At 56.4% G+C, this 13,505-nt stretch carries 14 protein-coding genes; 5 read left to right on the top strand and 9 right to left on the bottom strand.

Features of this window, described 5'->3' with window-relative positions; translation table 11 throughout:
• Nucleotides 1-76: 76 nt before the first annotated feature.
• Entirely contained in the window at nt 77-1,774 is a 1,698-nt protein-coding gene (gene pmt / locus ACP8MI_RS03500) for a protein O-mannosyltransferase (RefSeq protein ID WP_420361717.1), read from the top strand.
• Here pmt and ACP8MI_RS03495 read toward each other — a convergent pair.
• Together ACP8MI_RS03495 and ACP8MI_RS03490 are read right to left on the bottom strand one after the other, a co-directional pair.
• Complete coding sequence (locus ACP8MI_RS03495) at nt 1,741-2,451, bottom strand: zf-HC2 domain-containing protein (protein ID WP_018121230.1); 711 nt, start codon at nt 2,449-2,451, stop codon at nt 1,741-1,743. The two genes, pmt and ACP8MI_RS03495, sit on opposite strands and share 34 nt — an antisense overlap.
• A complete protein-coding gene (locus ACP8MI_RS03490; RefSeq protein WP_018121229.1) occupies nt 2,438-2,848 on the bottom strand; it encodes a DoxX family protein in 411 nt (136 codons plus the stop codon). Before ACP8MI_RS03490 ends, ACP8MI_RS03495 begins: the two co-directional genes overlap by 14 nt.
• 197 nt (nt 2,849-3,045) lie before the next feature.
• Between ACP8MI_RS03490 and ACP8MI_RS03485 the strand changes: the two genes are divergently transcribed.
• Nucleotides 3,046-3,705 (top strand): DNA-3-methyladenine glycosylase I, encoded by a 660-nt coding sequence (locus ACP8MI_RS03485; protein ID WP_018121228.1) that lies wholly within the window; start codon nt 3,046-3,048, stop codon nt 3,703-3,705.
• Nucleotides 3,706-3,777: 72 nt separating this feature from the next.
• On the opposite strand, the gene sepX is transcribed toward ACP8MI_RS03485, so the two are convergent.
• From sepX to ACP8MI_RS03465, 4 genes are all read right to left on the bottom strand, one after another.
• Entirely contained in the window at nt 3,778-5,217 is a 1,440-nt protein-coding gene (sepX, locus tag ACP8MI_RS03480; RefSeq protein WP_126844413.1) for a divisome protein SepX/GlpR, read from the bottom strand.
• 115 nt (nt 5,218-5,332) lie between these two features.
• On the bottom strand, nt 5,333-6,025 hold the full coding sequence (locus tag ACP8MI_RS03475; protein ID WP_126844411.1) for a GNAT family N-acetyltransferase: 693 nt from the start codon (nt 6,023-6,025) through the stop codon (nt 5,333-5,335).
• A gap of 25 nt (nt 6,026-6,050) precedes the next feature.
• Complete coding sequence (glp, locus tag ACP8MI_RS03470; RefSeq protein WP_049150529.1) at nt 6,051-7,376, bottom strand: molybdotransferase-like divisome protein Glp; 1,326 nt, start codon at nt 7,374-7,376, stop codon at nt 6,051-6,053.
• Nucleotides 7,377-7,410: 34 nt separating this feature from the next.
• A complete protein-coding gene (locus ACP8MI_RS03465; RefSeq protein WP_239211795.1) occupies nt 7,411-8,379 on the bottom strand; it encodes a UTP--glucose-1-phosphate uridylyltransferase in 969 nt (322 codons plus the stop codon).
• A 155-nt stretch (nt 8,380-8,534) separates the two neighbouring features.
• On the opposite strand from ACP8MI_RS03465, the gene ACP8MI_RS03460 reads away from it, so the two are divergent.
• The 3 genes from ACP8MI_RS03460 to mscL are packed head-to-tail and all read left to right on the top strand — an operon-like array spanning nt 8,535 to nt 10,761.
• Nucleotides 8,535-9,293 carry a 5-formyltetrahydrofolate cyclo-ligase gene (locus ACP8MI_RS03460; protein WP_081604970.1) on the top strand — a complete coding sequence of 253 codons (759 nt, stop codon included), beginning with the start codon at nt 8,535-8,537 and terminating at the stop codon, nt 9,291-9,293.
• Nucleotides 9,294-9,314: 21 nt separating this feature from the next.
• Nucleotides 9,315-10,235 carry an SAF domain-containing protein gene (locus ACP8MI_RS03455; RefSeq protein ID WP_018121222.1) on the top strand — a complete coding sequence of 307 codons (921 nt, stop codon included), beginning with the start codon at nt 9,315-9,317 and terminating at the stop codon, nt 10,233-10,235.
• A gap of 34 nt (nt 10,236-10,269) precedes the next feature.
• Entirely contained in the window at nt 10,270-10,761 is a 492-nt protein-coding gene (gene mscL, locus ACP8MI_RS03450; RefSeq protein WP_018121221.1) for a large conductance mechanosensitive channel protein MscL, read from the top strand.
• Between the two features lie 39 nt (nt 10,762-10,800).
• On the opposite strand, the gene ACP8MI_RS03445 is transcribed toward mscL, so the two are convergent.
• The 3 genes from ACP8MI_RS03445 to ACP8MI_RS03435 all read right to left on the bottom strand — a co-directional run bounded on the left by ACP8MI_RS03445 (nt 10,801) and on the right by ACP8MI_RS03435 (nt 13,293).
• Complete coding sequence (locus tag ACP8MI_RS03445) at nt 10,801-11,007, bottom strand: hypothetical protein (protein ID WP_018121220.1); 207 nt, start codon at nt 11,005-11,007, stop codon at nt 10,801-10,803.
• Nucleotides 11,008-11,094: 87 nt separating this feature from the next.
• A complete protein-coding gene (locus ACP8MI_RS03440) occupies nt 11,095-11,688 on the bottom strand; it encodes a MogA/MoaB family molybdenum cofactor biosynthesis protein (protein WP_018121219.1) in 594 nt (197 codons plus the stop codon).
• A gap of 54 nt (nt 11,689-11,742) precedes the next feature.
• Complete coding sequence (locus ACP8MI_RS03435; protein WP_239211796.1) at nt 11,743-13,293, bottom strand: S1C family serine protease; 1,551 nt, start codon at nt 13,291-13,293, stop codon at nt 11,743-11,745.
• Nucleotides 13,294-13,505: the final 212 nt, after the last annotated feature.

The raw sequence follows: 13,505 nt of genomic DNA, 5'->3' as shown, positions 1-13,505 counted from the left end.
AGCATGGCACACACGCTCCCGATACTTGCGCGCTAGCTAATGCCGAAAACGAGGCTCGTCGCCTAAACTATTGCGGGTGACTGCCGTTGCTAGCACCCCACACAGCCCGAACACCCCAGATCGTTCGCATGCGTCGACAAGAGCTGCTGCGCCAAATTCCGCACCTGCACAGAAACCGCGCACACGATACGAGCACGGCACAAGCGTGCGCCCATATACGGCGTCTCAACTCACACGCATCCCACTCGATCGCCGTGATGGTTGGTCACTGTTGCTCATCGGCGTGTTAGCAGCACTCACCCGGTTTATTGGCTTGGGGCATCCGGTATCCGGTGGCACCCCGATTTTTGACGAAAAACACTATGTCCCCCAGGCCTGGGACATCGTGCGCAGTTGGGACCATCTGCTCATCGGAGGCATCGAATCCAACCCTGGATACGGCTTAGTAGTGCACCCGCCGCTGGCCAAGCAGATCATTGCTCTAGCGGAATTTATCTTCGGGTACTCGCCGTGGGGCTGGCGGGCGATGGCAGCATTTTTTGGCACCGGGGTGGTTATCGCAACGATGCTATTGGCGCGCGAGCTCACCCAGTCCTGGAACGTGGGAGCTTTTGCCGGACTTTTAGCCACGTTCGACGGGGTGCTGTTGGTGAGTTCCCGGTTTGGCATGCTGGATATTTTTCAAGTCTTTTTCATCACCACAGCTGCCTGGATGCTGGCCCGCGACCATCGCCACATGCGCTCACGTATGCATACCGCCTGGCAATCGCTTGCCGACGCCTCGCCTCAGCAATTATGGCCTTCGCCGTTTGGACCGCGCTTTGGTGTGCGCTGGTGGCGCTTCGGCGCAGGTTTACTGCTTGGTGGAGCCCTGGCGGTGAAATGGTCCGGCTTGTACTACATCGCCTTTTTCGGTTTGTTTTGCGTCTTCGGCGACTTAATTATCCGCCGTCGTTACGGTGTGGCCAGACCGTATTCTGCAGTGTGGTTACGCGATATTCCCGCTGCCCTAGCTTCACTGGTGCTCGTGCCAGTGCTGGTCTATCTGTGGACCTGGCGGGCGTGGTTTGCCAGCGAAACCGCTGTGTATCGCCATGCCGCAACCGATGGCACGATCGAAGATGACTCTTGGCTGCAGGCTTTGCCCGATACGGTAGCCAGCTGGCTGTATTACCACCAGTCGGTCTTGGAATTTCATGCGACGCTGACAACATCCGGCGGGCACGATCATCCGTGGGATTCGAAACCTTGGGCCTGGCTAGCAGGCGTTCGGCCGATTCTGTATTACTCGAATACCGAGCTAGCCTGCCCTCTTGGTGGTAGTGACAACGGCTGCCGCGAGATGCTGTTTTTATTCGGTACACCGGCAATCTGGTGGTTCATCGTTCCGGGATTGTTGTGGGCATTGTGGGCAGTGCTCGTGCGTAAAGAACGGGCATTTGGCTGGCCCCTGGTCGGCTTTGCTGCCGGGTTCGTGCCGTGGCTTGCAGCGTATGACCGTCAGATGTATTTCTTCTATGCGGCCGCTTTTATTCCTTTTGTCATAGCACTCTACGCAATCATCCTGGGCGGGCTCGCCCATCGGGGTCGCTATCTTCGGTGGCGCTTGCTCACGCGTTTGGCTGGTCGCGAATTGACCGCTGGCAGCGTTGTCGTGATTGTGTACTTGGCGACGGTTGTCGCGATGTTTGTGTACTTCTCGCCGATTCTTTATGGGCTACCAATTCCCGACGGCTGGTATCACTCGATGATGTGGCTGCCCAGTTGGACGTAACGATGCTGGATGTAACGGTAACGCAACCACAACCAGGCGGTCGCCAGCGCGCTAATGATCAACATGCCGATCAGCAAAATCTGCTCTCCAGTAGCCACCCCGAGAACAACATCGCGAATGGTAAATCCAGTCAAGAACATTCCCATGGCCCCGACCACTGGCATCACGCCCGCGGCCCAATACGGGCGCCACGCCGCAGTGAGTAAGCCCAACGACACCCCGGCTCGCAGCGCTGCGCCCTCCATCAGTGCCGTCGCCAAGTGCGGATCCGCGCTCGGATCCCACACTGCTTCGCCGTGGACATCCAAGCTCTGCGGGATCAACCCTCCGGAAGCCACAACCTGCACCACCGCCCAGATGCCGAACCCAATGCCGCAGATCAGCAGAGTAAGGCGAGCAATGATGGTATTGAGCTCTGCTCTGCGCGCGGAACGACGCCACGCAGGTTCTACACCTGCCAAAATATTTTCCGTGAGCTGTTGCGGCGGCACCATCTCAGCGTCGGTACTCACACTGGCCTGATGCATGCTTTTAGTCAGCGAAAGCGCCCGGCGTTGAAATTGCTGGCATTCCTCGCAGCCAGAAAGATGCGCATCTAAGATCTCGTCGGCAATTCCGGTGGGCTCGCCATCGATGCGCGCGGACAATGCAGTTTGGATTTCATCATGATTCGGCACGTGTTAACACTCCATCCACACTGGCACGGCCCGCGCCGAAAACGACGATCACCAACAACAGCGTCACAAACATCAACAGGGATTCATAGCTGGGGTTTTCGCCCAGGAACTCGATCTCTGCCACAAAATACTGCAACGCTACAGAGGCGAAAAACAAGATACCGGCAGCGAACGTCGTCAAGATGCCCACCACGAGCGCAGCACCCAAGAAAATTTCTAGCAGCATCGTGATCCAACCAGTAATCGCTGGTGCCGGTACCGCTGCCGCGGAATATGCTCCGATGGTGTCGTCCATACCGCGGAAAAAGAGTTTATCCAGCCCACGAATGATGCAGATGATTCCGACGACGATGCGTACCAGAAGCAGCATGGCATCACGAATGGCAGGATTGTGCATGTTCACTAGACTACCCGGCACATCGGTGGGAACCGAACAGGCCGTTGCTGGGGTCTAATAAATACTCAGCTGGAACATGCACACGCCATGAGAAATCATGACAACACGGTACGCGCCACTAGTAGATGCGAGCGCTCAAGCATAACGAGCGCCAAAGCATAACGAACCCCAAAACCACGAGCAGAATGAGGTAACACATGCACGTTGAAGCACATTCCAATCCCAACAGCACAGCACGCCAACCGGCAATGGTGTTGCTGAGTAATGGATTTCTTGTCGACGAGCACGGTACTGCCCGGCCAGCCTGGGCGTGTAGTAACGAGTTACTGCGGGACTATTACGACACCGAGTGGGGCCAGCCTATTACCGGCGAACAAGCCTATTTTGAACGCCTCTGTCTGGAAAGCTTTCAAGCTGGTTTATCGTGGGAACTGATCTTGCGACGTCGCCCGACGCTACGCGAGGTATTCGCTAATTTTGATCCTGCCCGTGTTGCAGAATTTACTGATGCGGACGTCGAGAATATCTTGGCACGTCCGGCGATGATCCGTAATGAGCGTAAAATTCGCGCGGTTATCACCAATGCACGAGCCTGCGTGGCTTTACGGGATGATCCAGATTTTCCCGGTGGCTTGGAAGAATTGGTACGCTCCTTCGCCCCAGCAAAGAAAGAATGCTACGGACATAGCAACGACGTGCCGACGAAATCAGAAGAATCCGCGGCACTGGCCAAAACGTTGAAAAGAAAAGGGTTTAGCTTCGTAGGGCCCACGACTATGTTTGCATTACTCGAGGCAATCGGCTTGGTGAAATACGATATTTCCCCGGGCATCCCTGTCGAATCGGCACAGGCATGAAACTAAACCACCGAGCGGCAAAGACCGGGCTACGCCAGAAGGCAGCACACAGCCAGAGCTAAAAACTAGACGCTAGACTACCCGGCGGCCTCCGGCGCGCACCACATGCTTGTCTGTCAACGAGCCATCTTCGGCTACGCTGCGCAAGGCCGGTCCGCGACGAACGTATTGCTGACGGCGCAGCGGGCGCGAGGCATAATCGGCTGACTCGCTTTCCCATTGTTGGTAATCCACAGTGGCCAGCTCATCGAAATCTGGGCTGGCATCATCGACCTCAAGCACCGTGGCGCCAGGTCGACGAAGGTTGGGATTGACGGATGGGCGGTGCTCATCGTCTTCTCGGTTCCGTACCCCCATGCGCGCACGGCGTAGCTGGCGGATACGGCGGGCACGTAGTTCTTGTTCCTGCTGCACCTGTCCGCGTAGGGCGAGTAGGTAAAACAGAGTGAGCAGACCAGCACCGGCAGGCAGAACCCAGAACCAACCGCCGGCAGGGATCGCGATGGCCACCATCACCACAACCAGCCCTGCTAGCATCAGCAACGTGTTACGGCGGCGTTTGGTGCGTTGAGCTTGCAACCGGCGTTCAGCTTCGGGGTTCCAGCCGCCGCGCTGCGAACGACGCGCCGCGAAGGCAAGCTCTTCTTCTGTCAAGGTTAATTCCGCTTCACGGTCTGCACGCGCCGCTGCAGCAGTCGCCCCATGTGCGCGATCATCAACGAATACCATCTCGTGATCACCGGACTGTGTGGCAGTCGTGGTCTCAGCCTCGTTTGCCGCAGAAGTCTCCGGGGCTTCTTCGGCACCGGATTCCGCGGCAGCGCCGGCATCGTTGTCGGCGTCGGCATCGTTGTCGGCACTGTCTGCAGCACTTCTCGTGATCACCGCGTCGGCATCAGTCACGCCCGGGTACAAAAGATCCACCGGAGAAGTGTAAGTCTCATCATGGCTATACATTTCTTCTGGTGCCAGTTCCGAAATAACCACGCGCGGATGATCGCCCTGCGCACTCGTTTCGCTGCCTGTCTCGTGGACTGCGGCAGATCCTGCGGTAGCAGTCTCGTCATTATCAGCTGCGTCATACTCACCAGCATCGTAATCAGCTGCGTCGTCATCAACAGAGTCGTAAGCGCCCTCGGAGGAGTCGACAAGCTCGCCTTCGATTACTGCACCCTCAACATCGGCAGCGGTTTCGCTATCACTATCAACCCCGGTGGATTGTTCCGCCGCCTCCCGTTTGCTCCACGGCTCATCCACGATCTCGTATTCCTCAGCTTCCACCAGCTCGTAGTCCGCAGACTCCTCTCTGTCAAGGTTTGAGACTGGACGAGCGGCCGCCGTTCCTGGTCGCATCGGTGTTTTCAGCACGTCTTTACCACCCGAAAAGACCACACGCGTGTCATTAAACCCGTCGCCAGAATGACGAATCGGTTTTTGTCCACGGAAGATCAACGGCGCAAGCACTACGAGCCAGACGACGATGATCAAAACAATGATCAGGGTTGTTGACATGAGGAAATTGCCACCTTCCGAAGTAAGCAGACCGACGCTAGTTATCGTTTTAGACTAATGGGAATTATGTGATCGACTCGCCAGGCACGCCGCACCTTCGCAGAACTCAGAAAACTCACAGCAGGCGTCCACGCGCGCGTAACCGCACAACCGCAGATTCCGGGAAATCGTCGGCAAGCAAGCTCGATTGATGGTGGTCACGCCAGGCGCCGTCAATATGCAGAAATCCGCGCAGCAGGCCTTCGTCACGAAAACCATTGTTGCTAAGGACCCGCTTGCTCGCTGGATTATCCGGCAGATACGTCGCGGTAATCCGGTGCACCCCGACTCGTTGGAACGCGTGGTCAACGCCCAACGCGAGCGCAGCTGTCGCGACCGAGCGCCCCATCATTGGTGAAGCTACCCAATAACCTGCCCAACAACTAGCAGCCGTGCCGTGTTGGATTCCACCGAGGGTCAACTGCCCGCACAATGCCCCATTGACCTCAATCACCAACGGGATAAGCTCCCCGCGGCGGGACTGTGCGTGCAATACCTGCAAGTATTCCTTCCACGCGGTTTTCGTATGCGCCGCTTCCCAGCCGTGCGGTGTGGTCGGCTCCACTGGGCGCAACCAGGATTCGTCAACCAGCCGCATCTCGCACCATAATGCGCCATCCCTGCGCCGCAATGGACGTAGACGCACCACATCACCATGCGCTGTCGTGACGTTCGGGGTCGACTCTGGCCATCCGGGGTGCACAGGATTAGTTGGGCCAGAGGTTGGATTCTTCGTGCGCCACGCAGCTAAGCCAAACGGATCAAGCATGAATCAACCGCAATTCGTGCGTTCACTACGCCCGCTGCGTCAAAAACATTACTTCTACGACATCCCCCGGACGTACCTCAGCGACGTCTTCTGGAATCCGAATCATGGCATTTGCCTGCGACAAACCCGCCAACAAGTGTGCAGGTGCCCCGGTTGCTCCGCCTAAGCCCTCCACCAAATAATCACTGGTTTGTGCATCGCGCATCAATCGCGCTCGAATATATCCCTGTCGTCCAGGACGAGAAGCCAAATGATTAATCGACCGGGCTCGTACAAGTCGGCGGTGCGCGCTGCCCTTGCCCAGGGACAAACGAATCAGTGGACGAACAAAAACCTCAAAAATCACCAGCGAAGACACCGGATTCGACGGCAACAAAAACACTGGCACGCGCTGCTTACCCAGCAACCCAAAACCTTGTACAGACCCAGGGTGCATTGCCACACGGCTGGTATCGATATCCCCGAGATCATCGAGAACTTCCCGCATCACCTGAGCACCAGAGCCCCCAACCGCACCGGAAATCACGATGATCTCGCTCCGCATGATCTGCGATTCCAGCATCTCTTTAATACGACGCGGTTCGCCTTCTGCGATGCCCACCCGGTGCACATCCGCGCCAGCATCCTTCGCTGCCGCGGCCAAGGAATACGAATTCACATCGAAGACCTGGCCCAGACCAGGATCGCGGTCCACATCAACCAGCTCGCGGCCAAAAGAAATAATCGACACGCGCGGTCGTGGGTAGGCCAATACTTTTTCCCGGCCTACCGCCGCCAGCAGCCCGATTTGGGCTGGTCCCAAGATAGCGCCCGAAGCCACAGCAACGTCACCAGGCTGAATGTCGTCACCAACGCGACGCACAAAATCTCCCGAACGGACCGCGCGGTGTGGCGTCATACGTTTACGGCCCCGATCCGTCCATTCCAGTGGCAAAACGGCATCGGAGAGCGTCGGCAAAGGTGCGCCTGTGTGTACCCGGACAACCTGCTTCGGCTGGAGGCGTAACGGTTGCCGCGAGCCGGCGGGGACCTCGCCAACTACTGGGAGAGATTTTTCTGCTGCTGGTGGGGTGGGCGGTAATGGCGATGCTTCGCCTGCTGCGTCTCCTGCGCCTGCTGCGTCCGCTTTCACTCGCGATGGGGCGGCGCGTAAAGCACGCTCTCCCCCAATGTCTACAGCGCGAACGGCATAACCATCGATAGCTGCCTGCGGAAACCCCGGCAGCGGCTGGCTTGCTTGCACTTCCTCGGCACACATCATTCCCAGCGCGTCGGTAATCGCAATGCGCACCGGCTCCGGGGTCATGGCCGCATCAGTAATCAGCGCTAGCTGCTCTTCAACAGAACGCATCTATGATCTACCTTCCTGGGCACGCCCGCTTTACTTAAGAAATCCCATGTTCTGCTTCATACTCTGCCAAGATTTTCTTCACCGACTGGTACAACGCCGGACCATATTTCTCGTGCTGTAAGCCAAAATCAACATTCGCTGGGATGAATCCGCCGGGATTTCCCAGATCATGACGCGTGCCTTGATGCACAACCACATGCACCGGATGGCCTTCTTGAATCAACAACTCAATGGCGTCGGTAAGCTGCAATTCCCCGCCCTTGCCAGGGGTAATCCGATCGAGTGCAGAGAAAATCTCCCGATCCAACAGGTAACGTCCGGCAGCAACGAGCGTGGACGGCGCCTGCCCGGCATCTGGTTTTTCCACCATGCCTCTGACTTTGCGCACCCGGTCATTAGACAAGCCCGCAATTTCGTCGGCCGGTTCCACATCAAAAACGCCATAATTCACCGTTTCTTCCGGCGCTACCTCAAACGCGCACAACACCGATCCACCAAGCTGCGCGCGGACGCGGCACATTTCCTCCATCACCCCCATCGGCAGCACCAAGTCGTCGGGAAGCATAACGGCGAACGCATCTTCGTGCTCATCCAACAACTCAGCAGCCAATCCGACGGCATGGCCAAGCCCGAGCGGTTGTTCTTGTTCCACCGCCACCGGGTGAATCAGTTGCCCGGCGCGCTGGACCTTCCGTGCCTGTTCTTCTTTGCCGCGGGTATGCAGCGTGTCCGTCAACTCCGGGAAGTCTGCGAAATGTCGCATGATTTCTTGCTTGTTCGGCGCCGTGATAACTGCCAAGCGACTGGCCCCGCAGGCTGCTGCTTCTTCCGCGATCATCTCGATACCTGGGGTATCAACGACTGGTAGGAGTTCTTTCGGCACAGTTTTCGTCGTTGGCAAAAACCGCGTTCCCAAGCCGGCTGCTGGGACTACGACGGTGTGCACCGCATCGGAGTTCGCGTGCGAGGAGGCCTGTGTGAGTCCGGAAGAATCTAGAGACATGCTCAAAACAATACCTGGTCGCCGATTCCAATTGGCCACGGCTTTCCGGTAGCAAGTTCGGTAATTGTGCTCAGCGTGCACTGCCACGGTGGCTGTGCGAATCAAAACACGGTCTTCACCACCTGCCTACGTTTCGAAAGCCCTATCCTGGAATCATGAGTTCTTCTCGGTCTTCTTCTCGGTCTTCCATGAGTTCTGCTCGCTGTTCCAGGTCCTCTGGCACCGATGAGACTACTAATTCGACGTGCACCGACGATAAAGTTAATTTTTCTGGCAACCTCTCAGAAGCGAAAGCTGCGCTGCGCTCTCACCACGTTAAGGCCCGACGACGCGCTTGCCGCGATGCTGAAAGTTGGCGCGCGAAAAACTCACAGGTGGCCGAATACACAGCGCAGTACGTGCGTTCGCTACGGCGCGAGGGGCAGCCGCTGCGAATCGCGGCTTACGTACCGCTTGCCGACGAACCAGGCGCAGGTTTTCTCCTGGAAACTTTAGAAACCGACGTCGATGAGCTCTGGCTACCGATCTGCATGCCAGACGCTCGCCTTCATTGGTCGCGTTATGCTGGCCCAGATTCACTGCACATCCCGAATCCGCGGTTGCCGGTTTCAGAGCCGGTGGGCCCTGGGATCGCAAGTGCTGACTGCTTACCCCGGTTAGACCTTGTTATTGTGCCTGCTCTCGCGATCGCTCGCGACGGCTATCGTTTGGGGAAAGGCGCTGGTTTTTATGATCGAGCGATTGCCGAAGCACGCTCCTATGTTTCATCTCAGACAGAGTCTGCCGCCAGCTCCATGCCAGAGTTACTAGGGCTGGTTTTCGCCTCGGAAGTCTGTGATTCTGTTCCCCACAATCATCGTGACTGCGCCGTCGACAAGATCATGACAGAAATGGGAGTCCGGAACCTTTCCTAGTTGGGCGCAGTCTAATGCGATATGAAAAAGCAGGTACGGGCTACGCGCCGCGATTCGCAGCAGGCCGCAACTAATTCCACCGCAAGTAAGAAAGGCGGTGCAAATACAGGGCCTTCTGCCTTATTCCACCAGTTGCGCACCCCGGGATACCGGCGCTCGGTATTACTTCGACGCGGCCTTGCCGGGGTTTTGGTATGCGTCGCCGCCCTGTTAGCTGTACGCAGTCATAGTAGTGACCCCGAGGTGGTAGTTTTTGTCCGGCACGTGGAAGCCGGCACCATGATTACCATCAATGATGTTGCCCTGCGTGAACGGCCAGCAGAATTCACACCAGACGGTGCCTTCACTGCGACAGAAGATGTTATGGGCACAGTAGCGGTATCTGCTGCAGAACCTGGCGAGGTAGTCACTGGATCGCGTTTTATCAGCTCAGAACTGACAGCCACGCTCGTTCATGGGAGCAGTACCAACGGTACGGCGGGCGACAAGCAAGATTCTGGTTCCATCGGGGAAGAAGCAGATAACACAGAATCGGCACACATGGTGCCAATTTCTTTGGCTGATCCAGAAGTTATCCCCTTGCTTAACCATGGAGATACCGTGTCCGTGATTTCCGAAGGCAGCAAGGATGCAGTCGATGCTCGTAGCAATAGCGATGCTGACCATGCCGCTGCAGCCGCGCCTGCTCCAACGGATCCCACTGAACTCGGAGAACACAACTCCGTTTCTCCTGCTAGCCCCATACCTGTCCAGGATTCCACGGTGATCGCTGAAGGAGCTCGTGTCATCATGGCGCGGGAGGCCACTTCTGCAGGTAACAGGGCCACCGTCATGCTGGCGCTGCCCAGCAGTGCGGCACAACGCGTGGCTGTAGCGTCATTATCAACACCACTGACCGTTGTGCTCACTGGTGAACGAGCAACCGGAAAGGCTGACACATAAATACTTGTGATTATTTCAGCTAAAATCCGACCTCATGTTGCAAGGTTTTAAAGATTTCATCATGCGCGGCAACGTCATCGAGTTGTCAACTGCCGTCATCGTTGGTTCAGCATTTACCGCGATTGTGACCTCGATTTCTGATCACATCATCAATCCGTTAATTGCGTCTTTTGGTAGCGCGGATGTCTCCGGCTTCGGGTTCTACCTAGACGCTGATAACGACGCCACATTCCTGGATTTCGGTGCGGTCATCACGTCCGTGATCAACTTCCTCATCGTCGCCGGCATAGTATATTTCATTATCATCGTTCCAATCAACAAGCTGGAAAATGCCCGGAAACGCAGCCTTGGTATTGGCAAAGGCGAAAACGAAGAGGACGACAAAGAGCCGCAGCCAACTACCGACGAACTCTTGGCGGAAATCCGCGATTTATTGCGCGACGATGCAACCGGCACGACCAAACAGCCCCAACCTGCTCAGCAGACTGAGCGATCTCAAAGCGCTCCTGAAACCGAATCTTCTTAAGAATCTACTGCCCCCAGAGATGGCGCGGCGCATGATCAGTTAGTACACACTGTGCGGGGGGCGCTGTTCCAGCCAAAATTCCTCAGTAAAGCCCTCATCGTCGCCGCCGACACCGCTTGCGCTATCCGCACCGCGGTCATAATCCGCAGTATTTGAGATTCGCACTGCACGCCGACGTCGCTCCGCCCGGTGTGCACGAGTACGGGGCTTATCTCCATCGTCTTCGCTCGATTCGTCGGCATGCACGATTAACAAACCTCTCCTACCATTTCAGATTTCCTCAGCTGACAGAATCGACTGCAAAGTCGATTGCAGAGTCAGCTGCAAAGTAAACTAGGAATCCAAGGAATGCTTTTGCAGTTGATCGATTAAGTGGTGCACCAAAGGCCCTAGGGTGGCCATGCCATCCCGAATAGCGGCCCGGGAAGATGCCAGGTTAACAACCACCGTGGACCCAGAAATCCCGCAGATTCCGCGGGAAGTACAAGCATCGACCGCGCCACAGGCTTGCCCTGATGAGCGCAGCGCCTGAGCTACGCCAGGAACTCGCATATCGACCACACTGCTGGTGGCTTCTGGAGTGCAATCACGAGCGCCAACCCCCGTCCCACCGATGGAGACGACGAGATCGACTCCACCAACAACTGCAGTTTCAATCGCTTGCCGGATCTGCGCTTGATCGTTGCGAACAATCACGATGCCATCAACCGTGAAGTCATCTTCGGCCAGAAGCTCAGTCACCAGTCGCCCAGTATCTTCCCAGGATTCTGGTTCGCGATCGCTAACAATAACGACCAGCGCACGTCGATAAGCAGGAAGGTCGCCTTCTTTTTCTGCGGCCAAGAAGAATTCCGCGTCTGGATCATCCAGGTCCAGCAGTGATGGCCGTTCGGCGCTCGTAGCGCGCAAATCAGATTCTTCTGACATTCCAACTCCAGGTGCTTATCGAATGAGCAAGGGGCAAAGCTAACTAGTAACTTACTAGTTCGACAGCGTTACCTCTACCTCTCGCGGCTCTTGTGATCCTTCCGAGGTCACCTCGAGGGTCACAGTGTCACCGAACTCATGCGAACGTGTGGCGGCAATCAATGTATCCGAGTCATCGACCTGTCGATCGTTCAGCCGAGTGACCACATCACCAGGCTGCAATCCTGCTTCATCAGCCGGGCTACCAGGTTCCACGGCCACAACCAGAGCGCCGTTGACTGGGTTACGGGCATCGACTTGCACGCCAAGCAATGGATGACGAGCTTCCCCATGGTCGATGAGCTGTTGCGCCACGCGAGCAACGAAATTCGATGGGATAGCAAAGCCCAGGCCAATCGAACCAGCCCGGTCATTCGAGGCTGATAGCGACGCGATCACCGAGTTCATACCGATGAGGTTGCCGTTCATATCAACCAGTGGGCCACCAGAATTTCCGGGGTTAATCGCGGCATCTGTTTGGATACCATCTATCAGCGAAGACTCTCCACCTTGCTGGGAAGCACGCACAGGGCGGTCTGTCGCAGAAACGATGCCCGAGGTCACTGTAGAACTAAGCCCGAGCGGAGAACCAATCGCAACGATTTGCTGCCCTACGCGGATATCATCGGAATTGCCAAAGTTAATCGTTGGCAGCCCTTCGACGTCCCGAATCTTAATGACGGCAATATCAGTTGCCGGGTCGGAGGCCACGAAATCCGCGGCGTGGCGGGTTCCATCACTCATCGTGACTTGGATTTGCCCATTTTCGCCACTGGCAACGACGTGGTGGTTGGTCAAAACATAACCATCCGAGGAAATAATAGAACCCGAGCCATCGGCAACTTGACGCTGATCAGCGACTCGGATGGACACGACAGCCGGAACAACTTTATCGGCAACCTGTTCCACGGATCCTTCGGCTGCAGGCTCTTTATTATTGGACACTGGATGACTGAGATTTTCACTCGCGGTGGTCGCAGGCTGTTCTGCGTTACCAGCCCCCGAAGAAACCACCGCCCCGGTGATTACGCCAGTCGCAACAGAGCCAGCCAACATCAATGCGAGAGCGGGTACCAGACCGACACTGCGTTTAGGTTTCTTCGCTTCTGGGGAGCTTACTTGTGGGTTCATTCCTCGCATGGAATCGTGCAGTTGTTGTGGCTGTTGACCCCACGGTTCAGCCCCACCATGCACATCGGATCCGGTCCGAATTGGTTGCGTATGCCCCTGCTGCCAGGCAGGATTGACCGAAGTCTCCGGCGTTGCCTGTGAATCTGCATTTTCAGCCGCATGTCGTGCAGTTGTGTGCCCCGCTGCTTGTGTGTGATTTTCTGCTTGGCCTTGGCTAGAAGAAGGCGGATTGTTGCCAGAATGCGCATTGTTCCAGGATCGATACGGCGACTGGTAGGGCGACGGTGAAGACGACGCTGAGTTGTCTGAACTAACTGAGTTGCCTGAGTTAGATGGAGAAGGGGTCTGCTCAAATGCTGACTGTTGCTGGTGCTGGCCGTTAGTCTGGTCGCTACCGAAGTGGCGCTCACCGCCGCGGAATCCGTTTTCGTTCATGGATGACATTATGAAAGCCCTGACTGTCTTCTCGCTGTATTACCGGTTTTGAAACTCTGCTGGCTGTGTAAAAATAAGCTTTAAGTAATTTTTGCTCCCGCCCACCCTACCAAGTATCACGCGGCAGTCTCACAGCTTTTGTACAGATAAACAAAACCCCAGAGTCTAGCTCCAGTATTCGGAGTAATAGACCTGGGGTTGCAACGGTTTAG

This window comes from Corynebacterium sp. LaCa_70 (assembly GCF_058182015.1).
This window is presented reverse-complemented; position numbering and strand designations above follow the sequence as displayed.